Raw genomic sequence first — 18,959 nt, 5'->3', positions numbered from 1 at the left:
CGCCCGGTGACACGCTTCTGGCTCGGCGGGTACGGCCCCGCGATGGACGGCTCCGCCGACGGCATCGGCCTGCTCGCCGGTGACGAGAGCGCGCCGACCGCGCTCGAGTACCGCGGTGCGGTCACGCAGACCGCCTCGCCCTCGTGGCTGGCGCAGCATCCGTCGCTCGATGTCGTCTATGCGGCGCTCGAGGCGGATGCCGGCGTGCAGGCCTTCGCCCGCAGTGGCGAGTCGGCCCTGCGGCCGCTCGGCGAGCCGGTCGCCGCGGGCGATGGTGTGTGCCACGTGGCGGTGTCGTCGAGCGGATCGTTCCTCATCGCGAGCTGCTACGGCGACGGACGAGTCGTGCGCATCGGCATCGACGCGCAGGGACAGCTGGTGCCGGATGCCGTGAACAAGGCCGCCGAGCTGCGCGCAGCGCTCCTCGGCGAACCGCTCGAGGAGACGGCGCCGGCCGGTGTCGCCGCCGCGGCATCCGATCCGTATTCCGGCGAGCTCACCGCCACCGGCGATGCGCGCTCCTCGCATGCGCACTCCGCGGCGTTCCTCGCCGATGGGCGCATCGCGACGACCGACCTCGGATTCGACCTCGTGCGCATCTGGCGTCCGATCGCCGGAGGCCTGGTGCTCGATCACGAGGTCGTGCTGCCCGTCGGCACCGGTCCGCGTCACATGGTCGTGCACCCCAGCGGCCACCTGCACGTGGTGACCGAGTACTCGTGCGAGGTGTTCACGCTCGCCGCCGGGCGCGACGGCACGTGGGCTGTCGTGTCGTCGGTGCTCACGAGCCCCATCGCCGAGATCGGCGTGGACTTCCCCGCCGAGCTCGCCCGCACCCGTGACGCTCAGTTCCTCTACACGGCCCTGCGAGGCAGCAACACGATCGCGGCGCTGCGCGTGCGCGGCGGAGGCGAGGCGCTCGAGCCGATCGCGCTCGCCGATTCGGGGGTCGACTGGCCACGTCACCACCTCGTGCACGAGGGCAAGCTGCTCGTCGCGGGGCAGCGCTCCGACACCGTGGCGCTCATCGACCTCGACGAGCGCACAGGGGCTCCGCTCGACATCCGCCACATCGCGCAGGCTCCGGCGCCCACGCACATCCTGCCGGTGCGCTGAGGCGGTCGACGGGCGCAGCTTGACCTCAACCTTTGTTGAGGTTCTACGGTCGAGCCTATGACCATCGACACCGATGCGGTTCCGACCGCGAAGCCCGCCGCCGGCATCCTGAGCGGCGCCTATGTCTGGATCACGATCGGCGCGTGTGCGCTCGTGTTCCTGGGGGCGTTCGAGTCCCTCGCCGTCACGACGGTGATGCCGGCGGTGAGTGCTGACCTCGACGGCGAGCGCCTGTACGCCCTCGCGTTCGCGGGGCCCCTGGCCACCGGAGTCATCGGCATGGCCGTGGCGGGCAACTGGGCGGATCGCCGCGGGCCCGTGGCTCCTCTCTACGCCTCGGTGGGCCTGTTCGTGATCGGGCTGATCGTCGCCGGACTCGCGCCCAGCATGGAGGTGCTCGTGGCCGGGCGCTTCGCGCAGGGCCTCGGCAACGGCGGGCTGATGGTGGCGCTCTACGTGGTCGTCGCTCGCGTCTACCCGCGCGACCTGCATCCGGCGATCTTCGCGGGCTTCGCCGCGGCCTGGGTCGTGCCCTCGCTCGTCGGACCCACCGTGGCCGGTGCCGTCACCGAGATCTGGAGCTGGCACTGGGTGTTCCTCGGCGTCGTCTTCCTGGTGGTACCCGCGCTGCTCATGGTCGTCCCGGCGCTCCGAGGACTCTCGGGCGACGGCGACGCCACCACGCCGTGGGCCTTCGGGCGGCTCGGCTGGTCGGTGCTCGCCGCGGTCGCCGTGCTCGCGCTGAATCTCGTCGGCGATCTGCCGGGCGCCGGGCCCGTGCTCGCGGCCGCCGCCGTGGTCGTGGCGCTCGTCGCGGTTGGTGCGCTGCTGCCGAAGGGCACGCTGCGCGCGCGACGGGGTCTGCCGTCGGTGCTGCTCGTGCGCGGTCTCGCCGCGGCAGGCTTCTTCGGCGCTCAGGTCTACATCCCCTACCTGCTGACCGAGCGCTATGCGGTCTCGCCGACCATCGCCGGACTCTCACTCACGGGCGGTGCGCTGGCCTGGTCGGCTGCGGCGACCGTGCAGGGGCGCATGGGAGCCAGACTCTCGAGTGTGCTGGCCGTGCGCATCGGAACGGTGCTGGTGGTCGCGGGGGTGGTTCTCGCGCTCGTCGCCACCGTGCTCGCCGCGCCGGTGGTCGTCATCATCGTCGCGTGGGTCGTCGCAGGAGCGGGTATGGGCCTGATGAGCCCGAGGACCAGCGCCCTGACGCTCGAGATGTCGGCACCCGAGAACCAGGGCTTCAACAGCTCGGCCATGACCGTGGCCGACTCGTTCGGCAGTGCGCTGGCCCTCGCGATCACCGGCGTGCTGTTCACCGGGCTGGCGGCGGCGGGAGACCCGTTCATCGCGGTGTTCGCCTTCGCCGCGATCATCGCGCTCGCCGCGGCGGTGCTCGCCGTTCGTGTCGCGCCCCGGCATCCGGCCTGACCGACGCCGGCCGGGTGGGGTCGTCCGCTTCCAGGACCGACGCACGGATGCAGGACGAGACGGATGCAGGACGAGAAGGCGGATCTGGTCCTGCAGACGTGCCTCGGTCCTGCAGACGGATCGGGTGGGATCAGGACGGATCGGGGCCGTGACGCGCCCACCGACGCGCCCGGCGACGCGCCCAAGGAACAACCACCCCGTGACTCGACGTTGCTCTTGAGCAAGACTGGGCGACGGAGAGGTGCACCTCATGACTGCTGAGAAGACCGACGAATACGACCTGATCGTGCTGGGCGGCGGACCGGTGGGCGAGAACGTCGCCGACCGCGCTGTGCAGAACGGGTTGACCGCGATCATCGTGGAGAGCGAGCTGGTCGGCGGCGAGTGCTCGTACTGGGCCTGCATGCCGTCCAAGGCGCTGCTGCGTCCGGCCCAGGCGCTGCGCGCGGCGCAGAAGGTCAAGGGCTCGGCCGAGGCGGTGACCGGAAAGCTCGACGTGCGTGCGGTGTTCGACCGTCGCGACTCGTTCACGAGCAACTGGTCCGACGACGGGCAGGTGAAGTGGCTCGACTCGGCCGGCATCAACCTCGCTCGCGGCCACGGCCGTCTCACGGGTGAGCGCGAGGTGACGGTGACGGATGCCGACGGCGGCACCCGCGTGCTCCACGCGCGCCACGCTGTCGCGATCAGCACGGGGTCGGATGCCGTGATCCCGCCGATCGACGGGCTGCGCGAGGCCTCGCCCTGGACCAGCCGTGAGGCCACCAGCGCCGAGGAGCTTCCGGAGTCGCTCGCCGTGATCGGCGGCGGGGTGGTCGCGGTCGAGATGGCCACGGCCTATGCGGCGCTCGGTTCGACGGTGACGATCATCGCCCGCAGCGGTCTGCTGGGTTCGATGGAGCCGTTCGCGGGTGAGCGGGTCGCGGCCGGGCTGAAGGAGCTCGGCGTCGACGTGCGCACCGACACCGGCACCACGAGCGTCACGCGCGGCGACGACGGCGTCTCGATCGTGCTCGACGACGGATCCACGGTCACTGCGGCTGAGGTGCTCGTGGCGACGGGGCGCTCGCCGCGCAGCGGCGACATCGGCCTCGACGTCGTGGGCCTCGAGGCGGGCCGCTGGATCACCGTCGACGACACGCTGCGCGTGCCCGGGTCGGACTGGCTCTACGCGGTCGGCGATGTCAACGGACGGGTCCTGCTCACGCACCAGGGCAAGTACCAGGCACGTGCTGCCGGCGACGTGATCGCGGCACGCGCCCAGGGCGACGACGTCGACGACGCCCCCTGGGGCAAGCACGTCGCGACCGCAGACCGTGCGGCGGCCCCGCAGGTGACGTTCTCGTTCCCGGAGGTCGCGTCGGTCGGGCTCACCGAGGCAGACGCCCGCAAGGCGGGCACCGACGTGGCCGTGATCGACTACGACCTCGGCTCGGTCGCGGGAGCGAGCCTCTATGAGGACGGCTTCGAGGGTCAGGCTCGTCTCGTCATCGACAAAGAGCGCGATGTCATCGTCGGTGCGACATTCGTGGGCCCCGAGGTCGCCGAGCTCGTGCAGACGGCGACCGTGGCGATCGTCGGCGAGGTGCCGATCGCCCGGCTCTGGCACGCGGTTCCGGCCTACCCCACGATCAGCGAGATCTGGCTGCGGCTGCTCGAGACCTACGGGCGGGATTCGGCATGAGCGCGTCGGACGGATGCGGAGAGCGGGTGCCGCTCGGCGCCATCCGTTCCGGCATCCGCTCCGAACAGTCCGTGAGAGACCTGGCGCGATCGGCGCGCCCGGAGCAGGATTGTTTCCCACATTGACGGCCCCGGGCACAACCCCCGACCGAATGTCGCACACCTCTTATACGCTCGAACCCACATCCGAGGAGGCAGGACCATGAAGGCTGTACTCGCAGGAACCGTCATCGCCGAGGCAGACGAGAGCGATCTCGCCCGCATCGAGGGCAACTGGTACTTCCCGCCGGCGTCGATCACCGAGGGAGCGCTCGTCGAGAGCCCGACCCAGTACACGTGCCCGTGGAAGGGCGACGCCCAGTACTTCTCCGTGCAGGCCGGAGGCGAGCTGCACCCGGATTACGCATGGTCGTATCCGACGCCCTTCCCGAGTGCGTTCGATCGCGTGGGCAAGGACTTCTCGGGCTTCGTCGCGTTCGACCCGCGGGTCGAAGTCTCCGCATGACCTCTGTATGCCGAAGCCGCGGCGCTGACGCCCGTCTCGTCGATCGACCGACCGGAGAGTAATCGTGATCGAGTTCCGCAACGTCACCAAGCAGTTCCCCGACGGCACCACCGCCGTGAAGGACTTCAGCCTGGTGCTGCCGTCACGCAAGACGACGGTGTTCGTCGGATCCTCGGGATGCGGCAAGACCACTCTGCTGCGCATGATCAACCGCATGGTCGAGCCGACCTCGGGCGAGGTCGAGATCGACGGCGAGAGCGTGCTCGGCGGCGACCCCGTCGCGCTGCGTCGCCGCATCGGATACGTCATGCAGAACTCCGGACTGATGCCCCACTTCACGGTGATCGACAACGTCGCCACAGTGCTGCGCCTCACGGGTGTCAAGAAGGGGCCGGCACACGAGCGCGCGCGCGAGCTGCTGAAGACCGTCGGCCTCGACCAGTCGCTGGCCGAGCGGTATCCGAGCCAGCTCTCGGGCGGTCAGCAGCAGCGCGTCGGTGTGGCCCGCGGGCTGGCGGCAGACCCGAACATCCTCCTGATGGACGAGCCGTTCGGCGCGGTCGACCCGATCGTGCGAGCCGACCTGCAGCAGGAGACGCTGCGGCTGCAGCACGAGCTCGACAAGACCGTGGTGTTCGTCACGCACGACATCGACGAGGCCTTCCTGCTCGGAGATCAGGTCGTGATCCTCGACAAGGGCGCGCGCATCGTGCAGGTGGGCAGCCCGAGCGAGATCATCGAGAACCCGGCAGACGACTTCGTCGCCTCGTTCATCGGCGCCGACCGAGGGCGTCGCGCTCTGCACCTCAAGGAGACCCCGCACGGCACTGTCGTGGTCGACTCCGAGGGCCGCACGCAGGGTGCGATCGTGGCCGACGTCGAGAAGTCCGACGGTCCGCTGGCGGGGCCGGATGCCGCCGCCCTCGGCGCAGTGCAGGGCGAGCGCGCGTGAACTGGGTCACCGACAACCTCGGGTTGATCTTCGACCTGACTCTGGTGCATCTGCGTCAGAGCATCATCCCGATCGTGCTCGGCTTCGTGCTGTCGCTTCCGCTCGGCTGGGTCGCGTGGCGCTTCCGACTGGTGCGTGGACCCATCATCGTGCTCACCGGACTCCTGTACACGATTCCGTCGCTCGCGCTGCTGATCCTGCTCCCGGCCGCGCTCGGCTACTCGGCCATCAGCGAGTCCAACCTCGTGATCGCACTGACGATCTACGCGATCGCGATCCTGGTGCGTGCCGTCTCCGACGGCCTCGACTCGGTCGACGACGACGTACGCCAGGCCGCCACCGCGACCGGATTCGCCGCCTTCCGCCGCTTCTGGGCAGTGGAGTTCCCACTCGCGGGTCCCGTGATCCTCGCCGGGCTCAGAGTCACAGCGGTCAGCACCATCTCGCTCGCCACCGTCGGCATCCTGATCGGGGTCACGAACCTCGGCTATCTCTTCACGAACGGCCTCGAGCGCCGCATCATCGCCGAGGTGTTCGCCGGAGTCATCGCCGTCGTGGTGATCGCGCTCGTCATCGATCTGATCCTGCTCCTCCTCGGCCGAGCTCTCATGCCGTGGACCAGGGCGGCCGCGAAGCCCGCAGCGGCCCGCGCTCTCGCTGTGGGGGCTCCCGCATGAACCTCTTCCTCGAAGCCATCGCGTGGATGGTCGCGCCCGAGCAGTGGCAGGGGCGTTACGCGCTGCCTGTTCTCCTGGGGCAGCATCTCGCTCTGACTGTGATCTCGGTGGTGATCGCCGCGCTCATCGCCCTGCCGATCGGCTGGTTGATCGGCCACACGGGTCGCGGTCGCGAGATCGCCGTCGCCGTCTCGGGAGCCGCCCGCGCGATTCCGGCCTTCGGCCTCATGGTCCTGCTCGTGCTGCTGCTCGGGGTGCTCCGCATTCCCGAGGCCGCGATCATCACGTTCGTCCTGCTCGCCATTCCCTCGCTTCTCGCGGGGGCCTACACGGGACTCGAAGCGATCGACCGCCGCGTGATCGATGCCGCGAAGTCGATGGGGATGACCGGCTGGCAGGTGTTCTGGAAGGTCGAGGTGCGGCTCGGTCTCCCTCTGCTCGTCGGCGGCATCCGGGCAGCGCTGCTGCAGGTCATCGCGACCGTCACGATCGCGGCCTACGTCAATCTCGGCGGTCTCGGGTGGCCGATCATCCAGGGGATCCCCCTGCGTCGGTTCGACCAGGTGCTTGCCGGCGCGATCATCGTCGCCGTGCTCGCCCTGATCGTCGACCTGATCTTCGCGGCCCTCCAGCATGCCGCCGTGCCTGCGGGCCTGCGCACCGGTCGCCCCACCAGACGCCGGTCTCGCGCATCGGCTCGCCCCGCCGCGGTCGAACCGGCCACAGCCTGAATCGTCCATTCTCCGTGATGTCCCCCACAGCAGTCCCAGAAAAGAGGAAGTCCATGTTCACAGCACGAGGCAAGCGTTCTGTCTTCGCCGTCGGTCTTGTCGCCGCGGCAGCACTCGCCCTGACCGCCTGCTCGTCGAGCAACCCGCTCGACGAGCCGTCCGACTCCGGTGAGAGCTCGGGCAGCGGCGACACGATCGTCGTCGGCTCGCAGGCGTACTACTCCAACGAGATCATCGCCGAGATCTACGCCCAGGCGCTCGAGGGCGCGGGCTTCGATGTCGAGAAGAAGCTCAACATCGGTCAGCGCGACGCCTACATGCCTGACGTCGAGGCCGGCGAGATCAATGTCTTCCCCGAGTACACCGGCAGCCTGCTGGAGTACATCTCGGACGACGAGGTCGACGTGACCAGCCCCGACGACGTCTACGCCGCGCTGCAGGAGGCGCTGCCCGAGAGCCTCACGGCTCTCGACTTCGCCGAGGCGTCCGACCAGGACTCGTACACGGTGCTGAAGAGCTTCGCCGAGGAGAACGATCTGACGACCATCGGCGACCTCGCGAACGTATCGTCCGAGGTCACGATCGGTGCGGCCCCCGAGTTCGAACAGCGTCCGTACAGCCCGGCTGCGGCCAAGGAGGTCTACGGCGTCGACCTGACGTTCTCGGCCACCGGCCCGACCACGCTCGAGTCCCTGCTCGCCGGCCAGATCCAGGTCGCCGACATCTACACCGCCGACCCCGCCTTCGAGACCGAGGAGATCGTCGCTCTCGAAGACCCCGAGAACCTGATCATCTCGTCGAACGTGGTGCCGATCGTCTCGAGCGACATCGCCGATGACGTCTCCGACGTGCTGAACGCCATCAGCGCCAAGCTGACCGGCGAGGAGCTCGTCGCCCTCAACGTGCTGAGCACCGTCGAGGAGCAGTCGTCCGCAGACATCGCGAAGAAGTGGCTCGAGGACAACGACCTCGTCTGACGCTGAGCCGTCTTCACTCGGAAGTGCCCGGTCCCTCAGGGGGCCGGGCACTTCCGCGTTCCGGGAGCGCGAGCGCGCTAGACCCGGGCATCCTGCCGCGGGATCAGGACCTGCTTGATGATGATGAGGATGGATGCCGCGACCGGCACCGCCACGAGCGCACCGAGCAGGCCGAGCAGCGTGCCGCCGGCAAGCGCACCGATCACCACGAGTGCGCCGGGCACGGCGACGGCGCGGTTCATCACGCGGGGGGTGATCACGTAGGCCTCGATCTGCATGTAGACGAGGTAGACGAGAGCGAAGACGAGCGCCGCGACCGGGTTGGTGAACAGGGCGAGGCCCGTGCCGATGATCCAGAAGATCACCGATCCGACGAGCGGGATCAGGGTGATGCAGAATGCGACGGTCGCCATGAGCGGCGGGAACGGCAGACCGAGGAAGAGGTACAGCAGGAACGCGAGCACGGCGTTGCAGAACGCGAGCACGACCATTCCCATGACGTAGGCGCCGACCGAGTCGGTGATCTGGTCGGTGATGTCGCTCGCGCGAGCACGGTCACGAGCGGGAGCGAGACGAAGCATCCCGGCCTTGATCGAGGGCAGCGTCGCGACGAAGTAGAGCGTGAGCACCAGGACGACGATGATGCCCGAGATGGCGTTGGCGATCCCGGCACCGACCTTCAGGGCTCCGCCACCGATCGCGGCGATGTTGCCGGGGTTGGTGAGAAACGACTGCACGTCGGCGACGAGGTCTTGGAACTGATCGCCGAACTGCTCGTCGAGCGCCGCGTAGATGTCGCTCCGGGTGAACTCCTGGATCATTCCCGGCACGGATCCCACGAAGCTGGTGATCTGGTCGATCACGACCGGCAGCACCATCCACACGACAAGGCCTGCGACGACGATGAGTCCGAGGATCGCGACGACCACCGAGATGGCCCGCGAAAGTCCGCGTCGTTCGAGGAACCGCACGGTGGGGTCGAGTCCGAGGGCGGCGAAGAGCGCCAGGGCGATGTAGATGAGCACGGTCGACAGGTTCGCGACGGCCAGGCCCAGCACGATGGCGGCGAGGGCGCCCAGCGTCACCAGGAATCCGAACACGAAGGGGCGGTCGATGCGCGTCCAGAACGACCGGCTCGGCGTCATCGGCTCGACGACACCGTGACGAGCGGCGGGTGACGTCGGGTCGTGCGGGGCGGTCGTCGTGATCGCGGTGGCCGCTGATGCAGGGGAGCTCGCGGTCGCGGAGGCGTCAGCGGATGCATCGATCGTCGATGCCTCGCGCTCGGACGCCGGGGACGGGTCGGATGCGGCGGCGGACGCGCTCGACGACGGCTCGTGCTCTTCTCGGCTCATGTGCTCACGATAGCGTCCGATCGGCGCCTCGCCGGGGAGCATCCGCGTGGTCACGAACGGTGCTCCAGCCCCGTGTTTCCGTAGAGTAGGGGGCATGACCGCCGCCGAAGACCCCCGGGCTGAACTCCTCCGACTGCGCTCGAGCATCGACAACATCGATGCCGCACTCATCTTCATGCTCGCCGAGCGGTTCCGCGCCACGCAGCAGGTCGGGCAGCTCAAAGCCGAGCACGAGATGCCGGCATCCGATCCGGGACGCGAGGAGCAGCAGGTCGCACGCCTCAAGGCGCTGGCCGAGGACGCGCACCTCGACCCGGAGTTCGCCGAGAAGTGGTTCAACTTCGTGGTGGCTGAAGTCATCCGCCATCACACCGAAGCCGCCGAGGGGCGATGATCCGGCCTTCCGGGCGAGTGACAGTGTGTGCAGCACTCACCCGCCCGGGGACCGAACTAAGTTTATTGAATAAACTATGACTGAGGGTACGCAGAACCACCAGGTCTGTCAAGCAAATCCGACCCCGGGACCGGCACCATGCTGAACGGTGATGACGCACTCGACACACAGGCGTCGGTTCGCCGCGCGAACCTGCGTCGGGCGCTGCAGCTGGTGTTCCGCAATCCCGGCTCTGAGACGAGGGCGGGGATCGCCCGCGCCACCGGTCTCACGGCGGCGACCGCCTCATCTCTGGTGGCCGAGCTCATCGACCTGCAGCTGATCGTCGACGGCGAGCAGGCTGCGAGCACCGGCGGCAAGCGGGCGACAACTCTGACCATCGCGGCCGAACATCACGTCATCCTCGTGCTCGTGATCCGACCGACCGATGCGCGCATCGCGCTGGTCGCGCTCGACGGCTCCGAGGTCGAGACGCGCAGGGTCGCGTTCTCCGACGAGTCACGGGATCAGATGCTCGACGACGCCGTGGCCGATATCGCGGCCGAGTACTCCGGTCGACTGCTCGTCGCCGGAGTGCAGCTGCCGGGCACGACCGACGGACGTCGGGTGTTCGAGAGCGTGCAGCTCGGCTGGAGGGATGTTCCGCTGGCCGATCGCTTCGAAGCCGTGCTCGGGATTCCCGTGCTGCTCGTCAACGACGTGGATGCCGAGGCGATCGCCGAGGCGGCAAGAGAAGACGAGTCCTCGGGCTATCGGCTGTTCATCCATATCGGCACAGGCATCGGCGCGGCGGTGACACTCGATGGCGAGCTCGCTCCGGGGCCTCGCGATCGCGCGGGCGAGATCGGTCACGTCCAGGTGGAGTTCGGCGATGACGCGCGCACGTGCCGCTGCGGCCGGCGGGGCTGCCTGGAGTCGGCATCGTCGATGACGGCCATGCTCGGCGACGACTTCGATGACGCCATGGACGATGAGACGATCGCTGCGCTCGCCGCGTCTGCCGACGACGAGCATCTGGCTGAGGGAGCACGGGCGCTCGCCCGCACCATCAAGCTCATCGCCGCAGTGCTCGACGCGGCCGAGGTCGTGATCGGCGGGCCGGCACGGGCGCTGGGCGAGCGGTTCCTGCCGCTCGTGCAGGCGGAGGTCGACTACACCGCGACCGGCACCGCGAACGTGCCGGTGCGATACGCCGACTCCGACGCGTCGATCTCGACGGGTGTCGCACAGGTGGCGCTCTCGAGCGCGCTGGGGGTGCGCTGGAGCCCGGCGCAGCTGCGCGCAGCATCCGCTCTTCGCGACTGAACTTCAGCGCTCTCTCCTGAGGCCGCTGCAGACGCGAGGCCTCCGCTCAGCGCGGTGAAGCGATCCCGACCAGTGCGGCCACCAGCCCGGCCATCACCAGGATCGCGATTGCGAGGTAGTGGACGATCTTGCCGGTGACGAGCATCGGGAGGTCCGGTCCGTCGTACGACGCCGGGTTGAAGAGCGAGCCGCGCGCGCGGAAGCTCCAGCGCATGCCGAATCCGATGCGTCGCAGCGCGTGCGATGGCGCAGCGAACGCTTGGCCGCGCTGCTCGCGAGGCGCCTTCCATGCCGCTTGCGCCGCGTACCAGGCGATGACGAAGAACGGCATCGCGAGGGACACCGCCCAGGCGATGAGGGCGACGCCGATCAGGGTGCCCAGCCCGGGGTCGAGAGATCGGATGAAGAACAGCCCGAGCGCTGCGAGTCCGACCGCTGCCGGAACGAGCACCACGCCCCATCCCCACCCCGGGTGTGCATCGCCTGACGGTCGTCGATCAACTCGTCCAGCATCCTGCCATGTCATATATTGCCCCCCTGCGTCACCACACTAGACGGCGCTCATCCGCTCCGAGCGCCTGACGAGCGGACCAGCGCCACCGCCGTCGGGGTGATCGCGAGCTGGCTCTACTTCACGCTGCCGGCGGTGAGGCCGCCGACGAGGCGCTTCTCGATGAGCATGAACAGGATGACGACGGGCAGGATCGCGACGATCGAGACGCCGAACACGTACTGCCAGCTCGTCTCGTACTGACCGACGAACTTGGTGAGCGCGACCGACAGGGGCTGGTTCTTGTCGGTGGAGAGGATGACGAGCGATGCGGCGAACTCGTTCCAGCAGGCGACGAAGGTGAACACGATCGCGGTCACGATGCCGGGCCAGACCAGCGGCAGGTTGATCTTGAAGAGCACGGTGAAGCGTCCTGCGCCGTCGATCTGGGCGGCCTCGTCGATCTCCTTGGGGATGCCGGCGAAGAACGAGTGCATGATCCATACCGCGAACGACAGGTTGAACGCGGCGTTGATGAAGATCATCGCAGCCCACGTGTCGCTGAGTCCGAGCACCGTGAACTGGCGGAACAGACCCGAGGTGAGCACGGCCGGCTGCAGCATCTGCGTCACGATCACCAGGAATAGGAACACCATGCGCCCGGGGAACTTGAAGCGGGCCGTGTAGTACGCGGCAGGCAGCGACACCAGCAGCACGAGCAGTGTCGCGAACACGGCGATGATGATCGTCGAGATCAGGTTGTAGGGCAGCGGGGTCTCGGGGGTCGACCACATCGAGATGTAGTTCTCCCAGTGCCACTCGATCGGCAGGTAAGTCGGGTCGACCGAGCGGATCTGCGACTTCGTCTTGACGGAGCCGAAGAACATGATCAGGTACGGCAGCACGAAGATCGCGAGCACCAGGATGCCGGCGGCCATGCGCAGGATGACGCGGGGCAGCGTGACCTGGTCTTCGGTGTACCGGCGCTTGCGCCCGGGGATGCGGGGGGCGGCGTCGTCGCCTGCGGTGGTGACGAGGGCGGTCTCGGTCAGAGTCATGATCAGACCTCCTTCATGGGCTTGACGGCCTTGACGTAGATCGCGACGATCACGATCACGATGAGGAAGGCGACGACCGAGAGCGCGCTCGCGACGTCGACCTTCTTCTGCAGCTCGATGTACTTGAAGATCATCGTCATGATCGTGTCTGCGCCGTAGCCGGGTATCGACCCGGTCATCACCTTGAGGATCGGCAGCGAGTTGAAGACGTTGATGATGTTGATGAGCACCGCGACCGCGAGGGCGCTGCGCAGCTGCGGCAGCACGATGGTCCAGTAGGTGCGCGTCGCTCCGGCGCCGTCCATCTTGGCGGCCTCGAGAGTGTCGGCCGGAACCGTCTGCAGTCCGGCGAGGATCGTGTAGGTCGTGAACGGCAGCGATACGAAGATCGCGATCACGATCGACCACGCGAATGCGGTGGCCGGGTTCTTGGTCCAGCCGTAGCCGACCGCGTCGTCGGACAGCCCGATGTCGTAGAGGAACTTGTTGAAGACCCCGAAGTACGGCTCGAGGCTGTAGTAGAAGACCATCGTCGTCATCACGACGGATGCCGCCCACGGCACGATGACCGCCATGCGCACGATCTGCCGACCAGGGAACGCCTTGTTGAGGATCTGCGCGAGTCCGAGCGAGATCAGCACCGTGAAGGTCACGACCGCGACGACCCAGATGATCGTCCGGAAGATGATCGGCCAGAACTCGGCGAACGTGAACACCGTCACGAAGTTGTCGAAGCCGACCGAGCCCTTGTCGAGGCCCGAGAGTGAGATGTCGCGGGTGGAGTTGAAGAACATCACTCCGGCGGGGAACAGCACCACGCCGATGATGAGCAGCAGCGCCGGGGCGATCCAGGGCAGCGCCTGGAGGAGGTCCTTCCCTCCGGGCTTGCCGCGGGTCGCGCCTGGTCGGCGCCCCGGGGTGCGGGGGCGGCCGGTGGCCGCCCCCGCGAGGTTCGAGGTTTCTTTCGTCTGGCTCATGGGAAAACCCGAACCTCTCCGTCGCTTGGTGTGGGCAGTGTCAGCGGGACTCAGCCCGCGTCGACCTGTGCCTGGATCTCGGTCAGGACGTCCTGAGCCGGCTTCGACTGCAGCTGGCCGAACAGCGCCTTGAAGGCTCCGTCGGTGGCCGACCACTTCTCGTTCGTCGACGGGTAGAACTGCGCGTCGGGCAGCACCTCGAGGAACGGCGCGAGCGCCTCCTCGCCGGCGAGCTGCTCGGCACCCGACTTGGTGACGGGCAGGAAGCCCTCGGCCTGCACCCACGGCACGTACACGTCGGCCGAGTAGTAGTAGTCGAAGAAGGCGGTGATCGCCTCCTGCTTGTCGCCGTCGTTCTGGAACGCCATCAGCTGGTCCATGACGCCGAGCGTGAACGGCGAGCCGTCTTCGGTCGGGATCGGGACGATCGAGTAGTCGAGCTCGGGGTTGCCCTCCGCGATCTGGCCCACCGTCGGCGGCAGGCCGACCTGCATGCCGATCTTGCCCTGGATGAAGATGTCCATCAGGGGCGAGCGCTGGGTCGAACCGGGGTCTGCCTGGGTCGCACCGGCATCGATCATCTTCTTGATCTGCTCGGCACCTGCGAGGTTCTCGGGGGTGTCGATCGTGATCTCAGAGGCATCGCCGAACGAGCCGCCGCCGCCCCACAGCCACACGGCCGCCTCGGCCTGCGCCTCTTCGGAACCGAGCGGCATGCCGTAACCGGCCACGCCGCCGCCGAGTGCCGACACCTTGGTCGCGGCATCGAGCAGCTCGTCCCAGGTCGTCGGAGCCTCGACGCCCGCCTGCTCGAGCAGCGCGTTGTTGACGAACAGGGCGCGGGCCGATGCGATCAGCGGCAGGGCGTAGGCGGTGCCGTCGACCTCGGCGTTCGCGAGGAACGCGTCCTGGAAGTCGGAGTAGGTCTCCTCCGAGACCACGTCCTCGACCGGGTAGAGAAGCTCGTCGCCGACGAATCCGGCGAACGGTCCGCCGTTGTAGATGTCGGGAGCCTCACCTGCCTGGATCTTGGTGGAGACGACCTTCTCGAGGTTGTCCCACGACTGCACCTCGAGGTCGACCGTGATGTCGGGGTTCTCGCTCTCGAACCCTTCGATCACGTCTTCCCACAGGCCCTTGGTGGCGTCGGAGTAGCTGGGCACCAGAAGGTTGAGCGTCGTCTCGCCCTCGGCGTCTCCGCCGCCTCCCGTCGAGCCGCTGAACCCGCACGAAGCGAGCGTGAGCGTGGCGGTCGCCGCCAGGGCGACGGCACCGAATCGCAGTGACTTCTTCATGTGTATTGCATTCCTCACTGTGTAGGTGGTGCACAGTCGCAAGCACAACTCACGCGACGGTGCGTGTGATCGCCTTCGCCGGTGGCTGGGCGATCGGTTCAAGCCGGGTCGGCTCGAGGAACCCTCCGTGGACCGGATCTGCGGAGGGGCGGTGGAACTTGTTCGATTATTTGTCAGGAGAATAAACAAATCAAGAGGAACCTTGCATGATTTCCTCGTGTCGAAATACTATGATCGAATCGACAGTTAAACGATCACAAACTTGCAACATCTGGTCCGGAGGGCCCGACATGACCGAACTTCTGCCCGGCGCACACATGCGCGAAGAACTGAACTCGCAGCCCGAGACCTGGGCCCGCGCGGCCGATCTCCGTGATGCGCAGGCGCTGCTGCCGGCATCCGGAGCCCGCATCGCGGTCGTCGGATGCGGCACGTCGTGGTTCATGGCGCAGTCCTATGCGTTCCTGCGCGAGACCGCGGGGCAGGGCGAGACCGACGCGTTCGCGGCATCCGAGTCGTTCGTCGACCGCGGCTACGACGCCGTGGTCGCGCTGACGCGCTCGGGCACCACGACCGAGGTGCTCGAGCTGGTCGAGCGCATCAAGGGCCGCGTGCCCACGATCGGCGTGATCGGTGACGAGACCTCGCCGCTCGTCTCGCTGGTCGACGACGCCGTGCTGCTGCCGTTCGCCGACGAGAAATCCGTCGTGCAGACGCGCTTCGCGACGACCGCCCTGGCACTGTTCCGCGCGTCGCTCGGCGAAGACCTCACGAGTGCGATCGATGATGCCGCCGCCGTGCTCGCCGCACACTACGACGACGAGCTGCGCGATGCCGAGCAGTACTCGTTCCTCGGCCGCGGCTGGACCGTCGGCCTTGCACACGAGGCCGCCCTGAAGATGCGCGAGTCGTCGCAGTCGTGGACCGAGTCGTACCCCTCGATGGAGTACCGCCACGGTCCGATCGCGATCGCCGCACCCGGCCGCGTGACGTGGCAGTTCGGCCAGGCGCCCGAGGGACTGGCCGCGCAGGTCGAGGCCACCGGGGCGCGTTTCGTGCAGCATCCGGTCGACCCGCTCGCCGACCTCGTGCGCCTGCACCGCGTCGCCCTCGATCGCGCGGTCGCCAAGGGTCTCGACCCCGATCAGCCTCGCAACCTCACGCGATCCGTCATCCTGGATGCATGACCCGACCCACCCGCGGAGAGTTCGATGACCAGCCCTGAGGATGCCGCGAGCATCGCCGACGTCGTGAGCGACGCATCGGGCGAGAGGCTCGCAGCCGCACGTCCACTGGGCAGCGGTGCTCCGGTGCTGGCCTTCGACGTGGGCGGCACCGACATCAAGTCGGCGCTGTTCGACGCAGACGGCACGGCCCTCGGCCTGCGCCGTACGCCGACCCCGGTGGCCGACGGCGATCGCACCGAGGTGCTGATCGAGCGGCTCGGGGTGCTCGCCGCCGAGCTGCGGGCGGACCACCCCGACGTCGTGCCGCAGGCGGCCGGGCTCGTCGTGCCGGGGATCGTCGACGCGGATGCCGGACTCGGCGTCTTCGCGAGCAACCTCGGCTGGCACGGCTCCCCGCTGCGCGACCTCGCATCGGCGAAACTCGGCCTGCCCGTCGCCTTCGACCACGATGTGCGTGCGGCGAGCTGGGCCGAGCACCGCCTGGGCGGCGCTCGCGCGTACTCGAACTCGGTCGTGCTCGTGATCGGCACCGGCATCGCGGGCGCGCTGCTCGTGGGCGGAGAGCCCTACACGGCGGGCGGCTATGCGGGCGAGATCGGCCATTCGCCGATCGCCGACGGACCCGTGTGCGCGTGCGGTGCGCGCGGCTGCCTCGAGGTCGTCGCGTCGGCCGGTGCCATCGCGCGCCGCTATCGCGAGGCGACCGGCATCACCCCCGACGGCGCCAAAGACGTGATCGCCCGCGCCGCTGCCGGCGATCGGATCGCCTCGGAGATCTGGAACTCGGCGCTCGACGCCCTCACCCTGTCGCTCGCTCAGCTCACCGCAGTCGTCGCACCCGAGGCGATCGTGATCGGCGGCGGGCTCTCCCGCGCCGGCGGGGCGCTCTTCGACGAGCTGCGTGCGCGGCTCGCCGAACGCCTGAGCTTCCATCGACTTCCCGAGCTCGTGCCCGCCGAGCTCTCGGGCAACGCCGGCATCCTGGGCGCGGCACTGCGCGCGAGGGAGCTCGCATGATCCTCACCGTCACCCCGAACCCCGCCCTCGACCTCACCTGGCACGTCGAGCGGCTGACCCTCGGTGAGACTCACAGAGCCGATGCCGGTGCGGTGCGCGCCGGCGGCAAAGGTCTCAACGTCGCCAGGGTCGCGCACGCGCAGGGCGCCTCGGTGCTCGCGGTGTCGACTGCCGGTGGCCGCAGCGGCGTCGAACTCGCGGCTGAGCTCGGTGCCAGCGGCGTGCCGCACCGACTCGTGCCGGTGGTGGGAGCGACTCGGCAGAGCATCGCCCTGGTCGACGAGGCGCTCGGAGACACCACGGTCGTCAACGAGCGGGGTGTGAACCCGACCGATCCCGAGTGGGCGGCCGTGCTCGGCGAGGTCGTCGACGCTCTGCCCGGCGCGCAGGTGCTGGTGATCTCGGGCAGCCTTCCGCCCGGGGCGCCCGAGACCTTGCTTCCGCTGCTGATCGGCACGGCGCGAGACGCGGGTGTGCCGGTGATCGTCGACACGTCCGGTCCTGCGATGCTGCACGCGGCGGATGCCGGAGCATCCGTGCTCAAACCCAACGCCGCCGAGCTCGTCGAGGCGACCGGCATCACCGATCCGGTCGAGGGCGCCCGCTCGCTGATCGAGCGCGGCGTCGACCTCGTGCTGCTGTCGCTCGGCGCCGAGGGGATGCTCGCGGTCACGGCATCCGAGGTGCTGCACGCCCGCCTCGACGCTCCGCTCGCCGGCAACCCGACCGGTGCCGGTGACGCCGGAGTGGCCGCGTGCGCGGTGCTCTACGCCGACGGCATCCGTGACCCGGCAGCCATTCTGCGACGCGCGACCGCCTGGTCGGCTGCCGCAGTGCTCATGCCGCTCGCCGGCGAGATCTCCGACGAGTGGGAGGCGCTCGAGCAGCGCCTGCTCGTCGCTCCCTACGACCCCACCGTTCGAGAGGACCCTCTGTGACTCTGGTCTCCGCCCGCGAACTGGTGACGGATGCCGCAGCACGCGGCACCGGCATCGGCGCGTTCAACGTGATCCATCTCGAGACCGCCGAGGGGCTCGTGCGCGCCTCCGAGACAGCGCACCTGCCGGTGATCCTGCAGATCTCGCAGAACTGCGCCGACTATCACGGGGGCCTCGAGCCGATCGCGCTGGCGACCCTCGCGGTCGCCAGCCGGGCAGCGACACCGGTCGCGGTGCACCTCGACCACGCCGAGCGCCCCGAGCTCGTAGACGAGGCCATCGCGCTGGGGTTCGGTTCGGTCATGTTCGACGGCGGCGCGCTGCCCTACGACGACAACGTGGCGATCACGGCTGCCGTCGCCGAGCGGGCTCACGCGGCAGGCGTCTACATCGAGGGCGAGCTGGGCGAGGTCGGCGGCAAAGACGGCGCCCACGCACCCGGCGTGCGCACCGACCCCGACGAGGCGCGGGCGTTCGTGGCCGCGACCGGTGTGGATGCGCTCGCGGTGGCGGTGGGTTCATCGCACGCGATGACCGACCGCACGGCATCCCTCGATCTCGAGCTGATCGGCCGGCTGCGCGAGGCGCTGCCCGTGCCTCTCGTGCTGCACGGATCCTCGGGCGTCGCGGATGCCGTGATCGCCGACGCCGTGCGCGCGGGAATGACCAAGATCAACGTCTCGACGCACCTGAACGGGTTCTTCACCCGGGCGATCCGTTCGACGCTCGACGCCGATGCGAGGCTCGTCGACTCGCGCAAGTACCTGTCACCCGCGCGTGAGGCGCTCGCGGGGGAGGCGGCGCGGATGCTGCGGCTGTTCGCCCTCGAGCCCGCCGGAGTTGCGGGGTGACCAGCGTGAACACGGGCAGG

At 68.7% G+C, this 18,959-nt stretch carries 19 protein-coding genes; 14 read left to right on the top strand and 5 right to left on the bottom strand.

Going from position 1 to position 18,959, the window contains the following annotated elements:
• The first annotated feature begins 6 nt into the window (after nucleotides 1-6).
• The 8 genes from ACLKOY_RS10780 (at nucleotide 7) to ACLKOY_RS10745 (ending at nucleotide 8,072) form a co-directional block, all read left to right on the top strand.
• A complete protein-coding gene (locus ACLKOY_RS10780) occupies nucleotides 7-1,116 on the top strand; it encodes a lactonase family protein (protein WP_436453623.1) in 1,110 nt (369 codons plus the stop codon).
• 57 nt (nucleotides 1,117-1,173) lie between these two features.
• Nucleotides 1,174-2,547 (top strand): MFS transporter, encoded by a 1,374-nt coding sequence (locus ACLKOY_RS10775; RefSeq protein ID WP_436453622.1) that lies wholly within the window; start codon nucleotides 1,174-1,176, stop codon nucleotides 2,545-2,547.
• A 250-nt stretch (nucleotides 2,548-2,797) separates the two neighbouring features.
• Nucleotides 2,798-4,231, top strand: coding sequence for a dihydrolipoyl dehydrogenase family protein (locus ACLKOY_RS10770; protein WP_436453621.1), 1,434 nt, complete (start codon nucleotides 2,798-2,800; stop codon nucleotides 4,229-4,231).
• A 201-nt stretch (nucleotides 4,232-4,432) separates the two neighbouring features.
• Nucleotides 4,433-4,735 (top strand): DUF427 domain-containing protein, encoded by a 303-nt coding sequence (locus ACLKOY_RS10765; protein ID WP_436453620.1) that lies wholly within the window; start codon nucleotides 4,433-4,435, stop codon nucleotides 4,733-4,735.
• 64 nt (nucleotides 4,736-4,799) lie between these two features.
• Nucleotides 4,800-5,687: an ABC transporter ATP-binding protein gene (locus tag ACLKOY_RS10760; protein WP_258184347.1), complete on the top strand. Its 888-nt coding sequence runs from the start codon at nucleotides 4,800-4,802 to the stop codon at nucleotides 5,685-5,687.
• Nucleotides 5,684-6,364 carry an ABC transporter permease gene (locus tag ACLKOY_RS10755; protein ID WP_436453619.1) on the top strand — a complete coding sequence of 227 codons (681 nt, stop codon included), beginning with the start codon at nucleotides 5,684-5,686 and terminating at the stop codon, nucleotides 6,362-6,364. The genes ACLKOY_RS10760 and ACLKOY_RS10755 overlap by 4 nt, the downstream gene beginning before the upstream one ends.
• Entirely contained in the window at nucleotides 6,361-7,095 is a 735-nt protein-coding gene (locus ACLKOY_RS10750) for an ABC transporter permease (RefSeq protein WP_436453618.1), read from the top strand. Before ACLKOY_RS10755 ends, ACLKOY_RS10750 begins: the two co-directional genes overlap by 4 nt.
• A 53-nt stretch (nucleotides 7,096-7,148) precedes the next feature.
• A complete protein-coding gene (locus ACLKOY_RS10745) occupies nucleotides 7,149-8,072 on the top strand; it encodes an ABC transporter substrate-binding protein (protein WP_436453617.1) in 924 nt (307 codons plus the stop codon).
• A 77-nt stretch (nucleotides 8,073-8,149) separates the two neighbouring features.
• Here the strand turns inward: ACLKOY_RS10745 and ACLKOY_RS10740 are convergent, their stop codons facing one another.
• The gene (locus ACLKOY_RS10740) at nucleotides 8,150-9,427 is read right to left on the bottom strand and encodes an AI-2E family transporter (protein WP_436453616.1); all 1,278 of its coding nucleotides are present in this window, start codon (nucleotides 9,425-9,427) and stop codon (nucleotides 8,150-8,152) included.
• A 94-nt stretch (nucleotides 9,428-9,521) separates the two neighbouring features.
• Here ACLKOY_RS10740 and ACLKOY_RS10735 point away from each other — a divergent pair, with 94 nt between their 5' ends.
• Complete coding sequence (locus ACLKOY_RS10735; RefSeq protein ID WP_042541193.1) at nucleotides 9,522-9,821, top strand: chorismate mutase; 300 nt, start codon at nucleotides 9,522-9,524, stop codon at nucleotides 9,819-9,821.
• A gap of 138 nt (nucleotides 9,822-9,959) precedes the next feature.
• Nucleotides 9,960-11,126, top strand: coding sequence for an ROK family protein (locus tag ACLKOY_RS10730; RefSeq protein WP_436453615.1), 1,167 nt, complete (start codon nucleotides 9,960-9,962; stop codon nucleotides 11,124-11,126).
• A 46-nt stretch (nucleotides 11,127-11,172) separates the two neighbouring features.
• Here the strand turns inward: ACLKOY_RS10730 and ACLKOY_RS10725 are convergent, their stop codons facing one another.
• From ACLKOY_RS10725 to ACLKOY_RS10710, 4 genes are all read right to left on the bottom strand, one after another.
• Nucleotides 11,173-11,580 (bottom strand): hypothetical protein, encoded by a 408-nt coding sequence (locus ACLKOY_RS10725; protein WP_436453614.1) that lies wholly within the window; start codon nucleotides 11,578-11,580, stop codon nucleotides 11,173-11,175.
• Between the two features lie 173 nt (nucleotides 11,581-11,753).
• Nucleotides 11,754-12,674 (bottom strand): carbohydrate ABC transporter permease, encoded by a 921-nt coding sequence (locus ACLKOY_RS10720; protein ID WP_171821966.1) that lies wholly within the window; start codon nucleotides 12,672-12,674, stop codon nucleotides 11,754-11,756.
• Nucleotides 12,675-12,676: 2 nt separating this feature from the next.
• Nucleotides 12,677-13,651: a carbohydrate ABC transporter permease gene (locus tag ACLKOY_RS10715; protein WP_436453613.1), complete on the bottom strand. Its 975-nt coding sequence runs from the start codon at nucleotides 13,649-13,651 to the stop codon at nucleotides 12,677-12,679.
• Between the two features lie 50 nt (nucleotides 13,652-13,701).
• A complete protein-coding gene (locus tag ACLKOY_RS10710; protein WP_436453612.1) occupies nucleotides 13,702-14,946 on the bottom strand; it encodes an extracellular solute-binding protein in 1,245 nt (414 codons plus the stop codon).
• 290 nt (nucleotides 14,947-15,236) lie between these two features.
• On the opposite strand from ACLKOY_RS10710, the gene ACLKOY_RS10705 reads away from it, so the two are divergent.
• Genes ACLKOY_RS10705 through ACLKOY_RS10690 form a run of 4 tightly spaced genes read left to right on the top strand, consistent with a single transcriptional unit; the run spans nucleotide 15,237 to nucleotide 18,939 of the window.
• A complete protein-coding gene (locus tag ACLKOY_RS10705; protein ID WP_436453611.1) occupies nucleotides 15,237-16,133 on the top strand; it encodes an SIS domain-containing protein in 897 nt (298 codons plus the stop codon).
• Between the two features lie 24 nt (nucleotides 16,134-16,157).
• Nucleotides 16,158-17,150 carry an ROK family protein gene (locus ACLKOY_RS10700; RefSeq protein WP_436453610.1) on the top strand — a complete coding sequence of 331 codons (993 nt, stop codon included), beginning with the start codon at nucleotides 16,158-16,160 and terminating at the stop codon, nucleotides 17,148-17,150.
• Nucleotides 17,147-18,088, top strand: a complete 942-nt coding sequence (locus tag ACLKOY_RS10695; protein WP_436453609.1) for a 1-phosphofructokinase family hexose kinase — start codon at nucleotides 17,147-17,149, stop codon at nucleotides 18,086-18,088. Before ACLKOY_RS10700 ends, ACLKOY_RS10695 begins: the two co-directional genes overlap by 4 nt.
• Nucleotides 18,085-18,939: a class II fructose-bisphosphate aldolase gene (locus ACLKOY_RS10690; protein ID WP_436453608.1), complete on the top strand. Its 855-nt coding sequence runs from the start codon at nucleotides 18,085-18,087 to the stop codon at nucleotides 18,937-18,939. The genes ACLKOY_RS10695 and ACLKOY_RS10690 overlap by 4 nt, the downstream gene beginning before the upstream one ends.
• The last annotated feature ends 20 nt before the right edge of the window (nucleotides 18,940-18,959 follow it).

Source organism: Microbacterium sp. K2 (assembly GCF_051365005.1).
In the GTDB taxonomy this organism is placed as follows: Bacteria; Actinomycetota; Actinomycetes; order Actinomycetales; family Microbacteriaceae; genus Microbacterium; species Microbacterium foliorum_B.
The sequence above is the reverse complement of the archived record's forward strand: the minus strand, read 5'-3'. Positions and strand labels throughout refer to the sequence as shown.

Excerpts from the sequence above, each read along its gene's own strand:
- ACLKOY_RS10775 (WP_436453622.1), top strand. The coding sequence starts at position 1,174 with ATGACCATCGACACCGATGCGGTTCCGACCGCGAAGCCCGCCGCCGGC.
- ACLKOY_RS10770 (WP_436453621.1), top strand. The coding sequence starts at position 2,798 with ATGACTGCTGAGAAGACCGACGAATACGACCTGATCGTGCTGGGCGGC.
- ACLKOY_RS10765 (WP_436453620.1), top strand. The coding sequence starts at position 4,433 with ATGAAGGCTGTACTCGCAGGAACCGTCATCGCCGAGGCAGACGAGAGC.
- ACLKOY_RS10750 (WP_436453618.1), top strand. The coding sequence starts at position 6,361 with ATGAACCTCTTCCTCGAAGCCATCGCGTGGATGGTCGCGCCCGAGCAG.
- ACLKOY_RS10745 (WP_436453617.1), top strand. The coding sequence starts at position 7,149 with ATGTTCACAGCACGAGGCAAGCGTTCTGTCTTCGCCGTCGGTCTTGTC.
- ACLKOY_RS10740 (WP_436453616.1), bottom strand. The coding sequence starts at position 9,427 with ATGAGCCGAGAAGAGCACGAGCCGTCGTCGAGCGCGTCCGCCGCCGCA.
- ACLKOY_RS10735 (WP_042541193.1), top strand. The coding sequence starts at position 9,522 with ATGACCGCCGCCGAAGACCCCCGGGCTGAACTCCTCCGACTGCGCTCG.
- ACLKOY_RS10730 (WP_436453615.1), top strand. The coding sequence starts at position 9,960 with ATGCTGAACGGTGATGACGCACTCGACACACAGGCGTCGGTTCGCCGC.
- ACLKOY_RS10720 (WP_171821966.1), bottom strand. The coding sequence starts at position 12,674 with ATGACTCTGACCGAGACCGCCCTCGTCACCACCGCAGGCGACGACGCC.
- ACLKOY_RS10715 (WP_436453613.1), bottom strand. The coding sequence starts at position 13,651 with ATGAGCCAGACGAAAGAAACCTCGAACCTCGCGGGGGCGGCCACCGGC.
- ACLKOY_RS10710 (WP_436453612.1), bottom strand. The coding sequence starts at position 14,946 with ATGAAGAAGTCACTGCGATTCGGTGCCGTCGCCCTGGCGGCGACCGCC.
- ACLKOY_RS10705 (WP_436453611.1), top strand. The coding sequence starts at position 15,237 with ATGACCGAACTTCTGCCCGGCGCACACATGCGCGAAGAACTGAACTCG.
- ACLKOY_RS10700 (WP_436453610.1), top strand. The coding sequence starts at position 16,158 with ATGACCAGCCCTGAGGATGCCGCGAGCATCGCCGACGTCGTGAGCGAC.
- ACLKOY_RS10695 (WP_436453609.1), top strand. The coding sequence starts at position 17,147 with ATGATCCTCACCGTCACCCCGAACCCCGCCCTCGACCTCACCTGGCAC.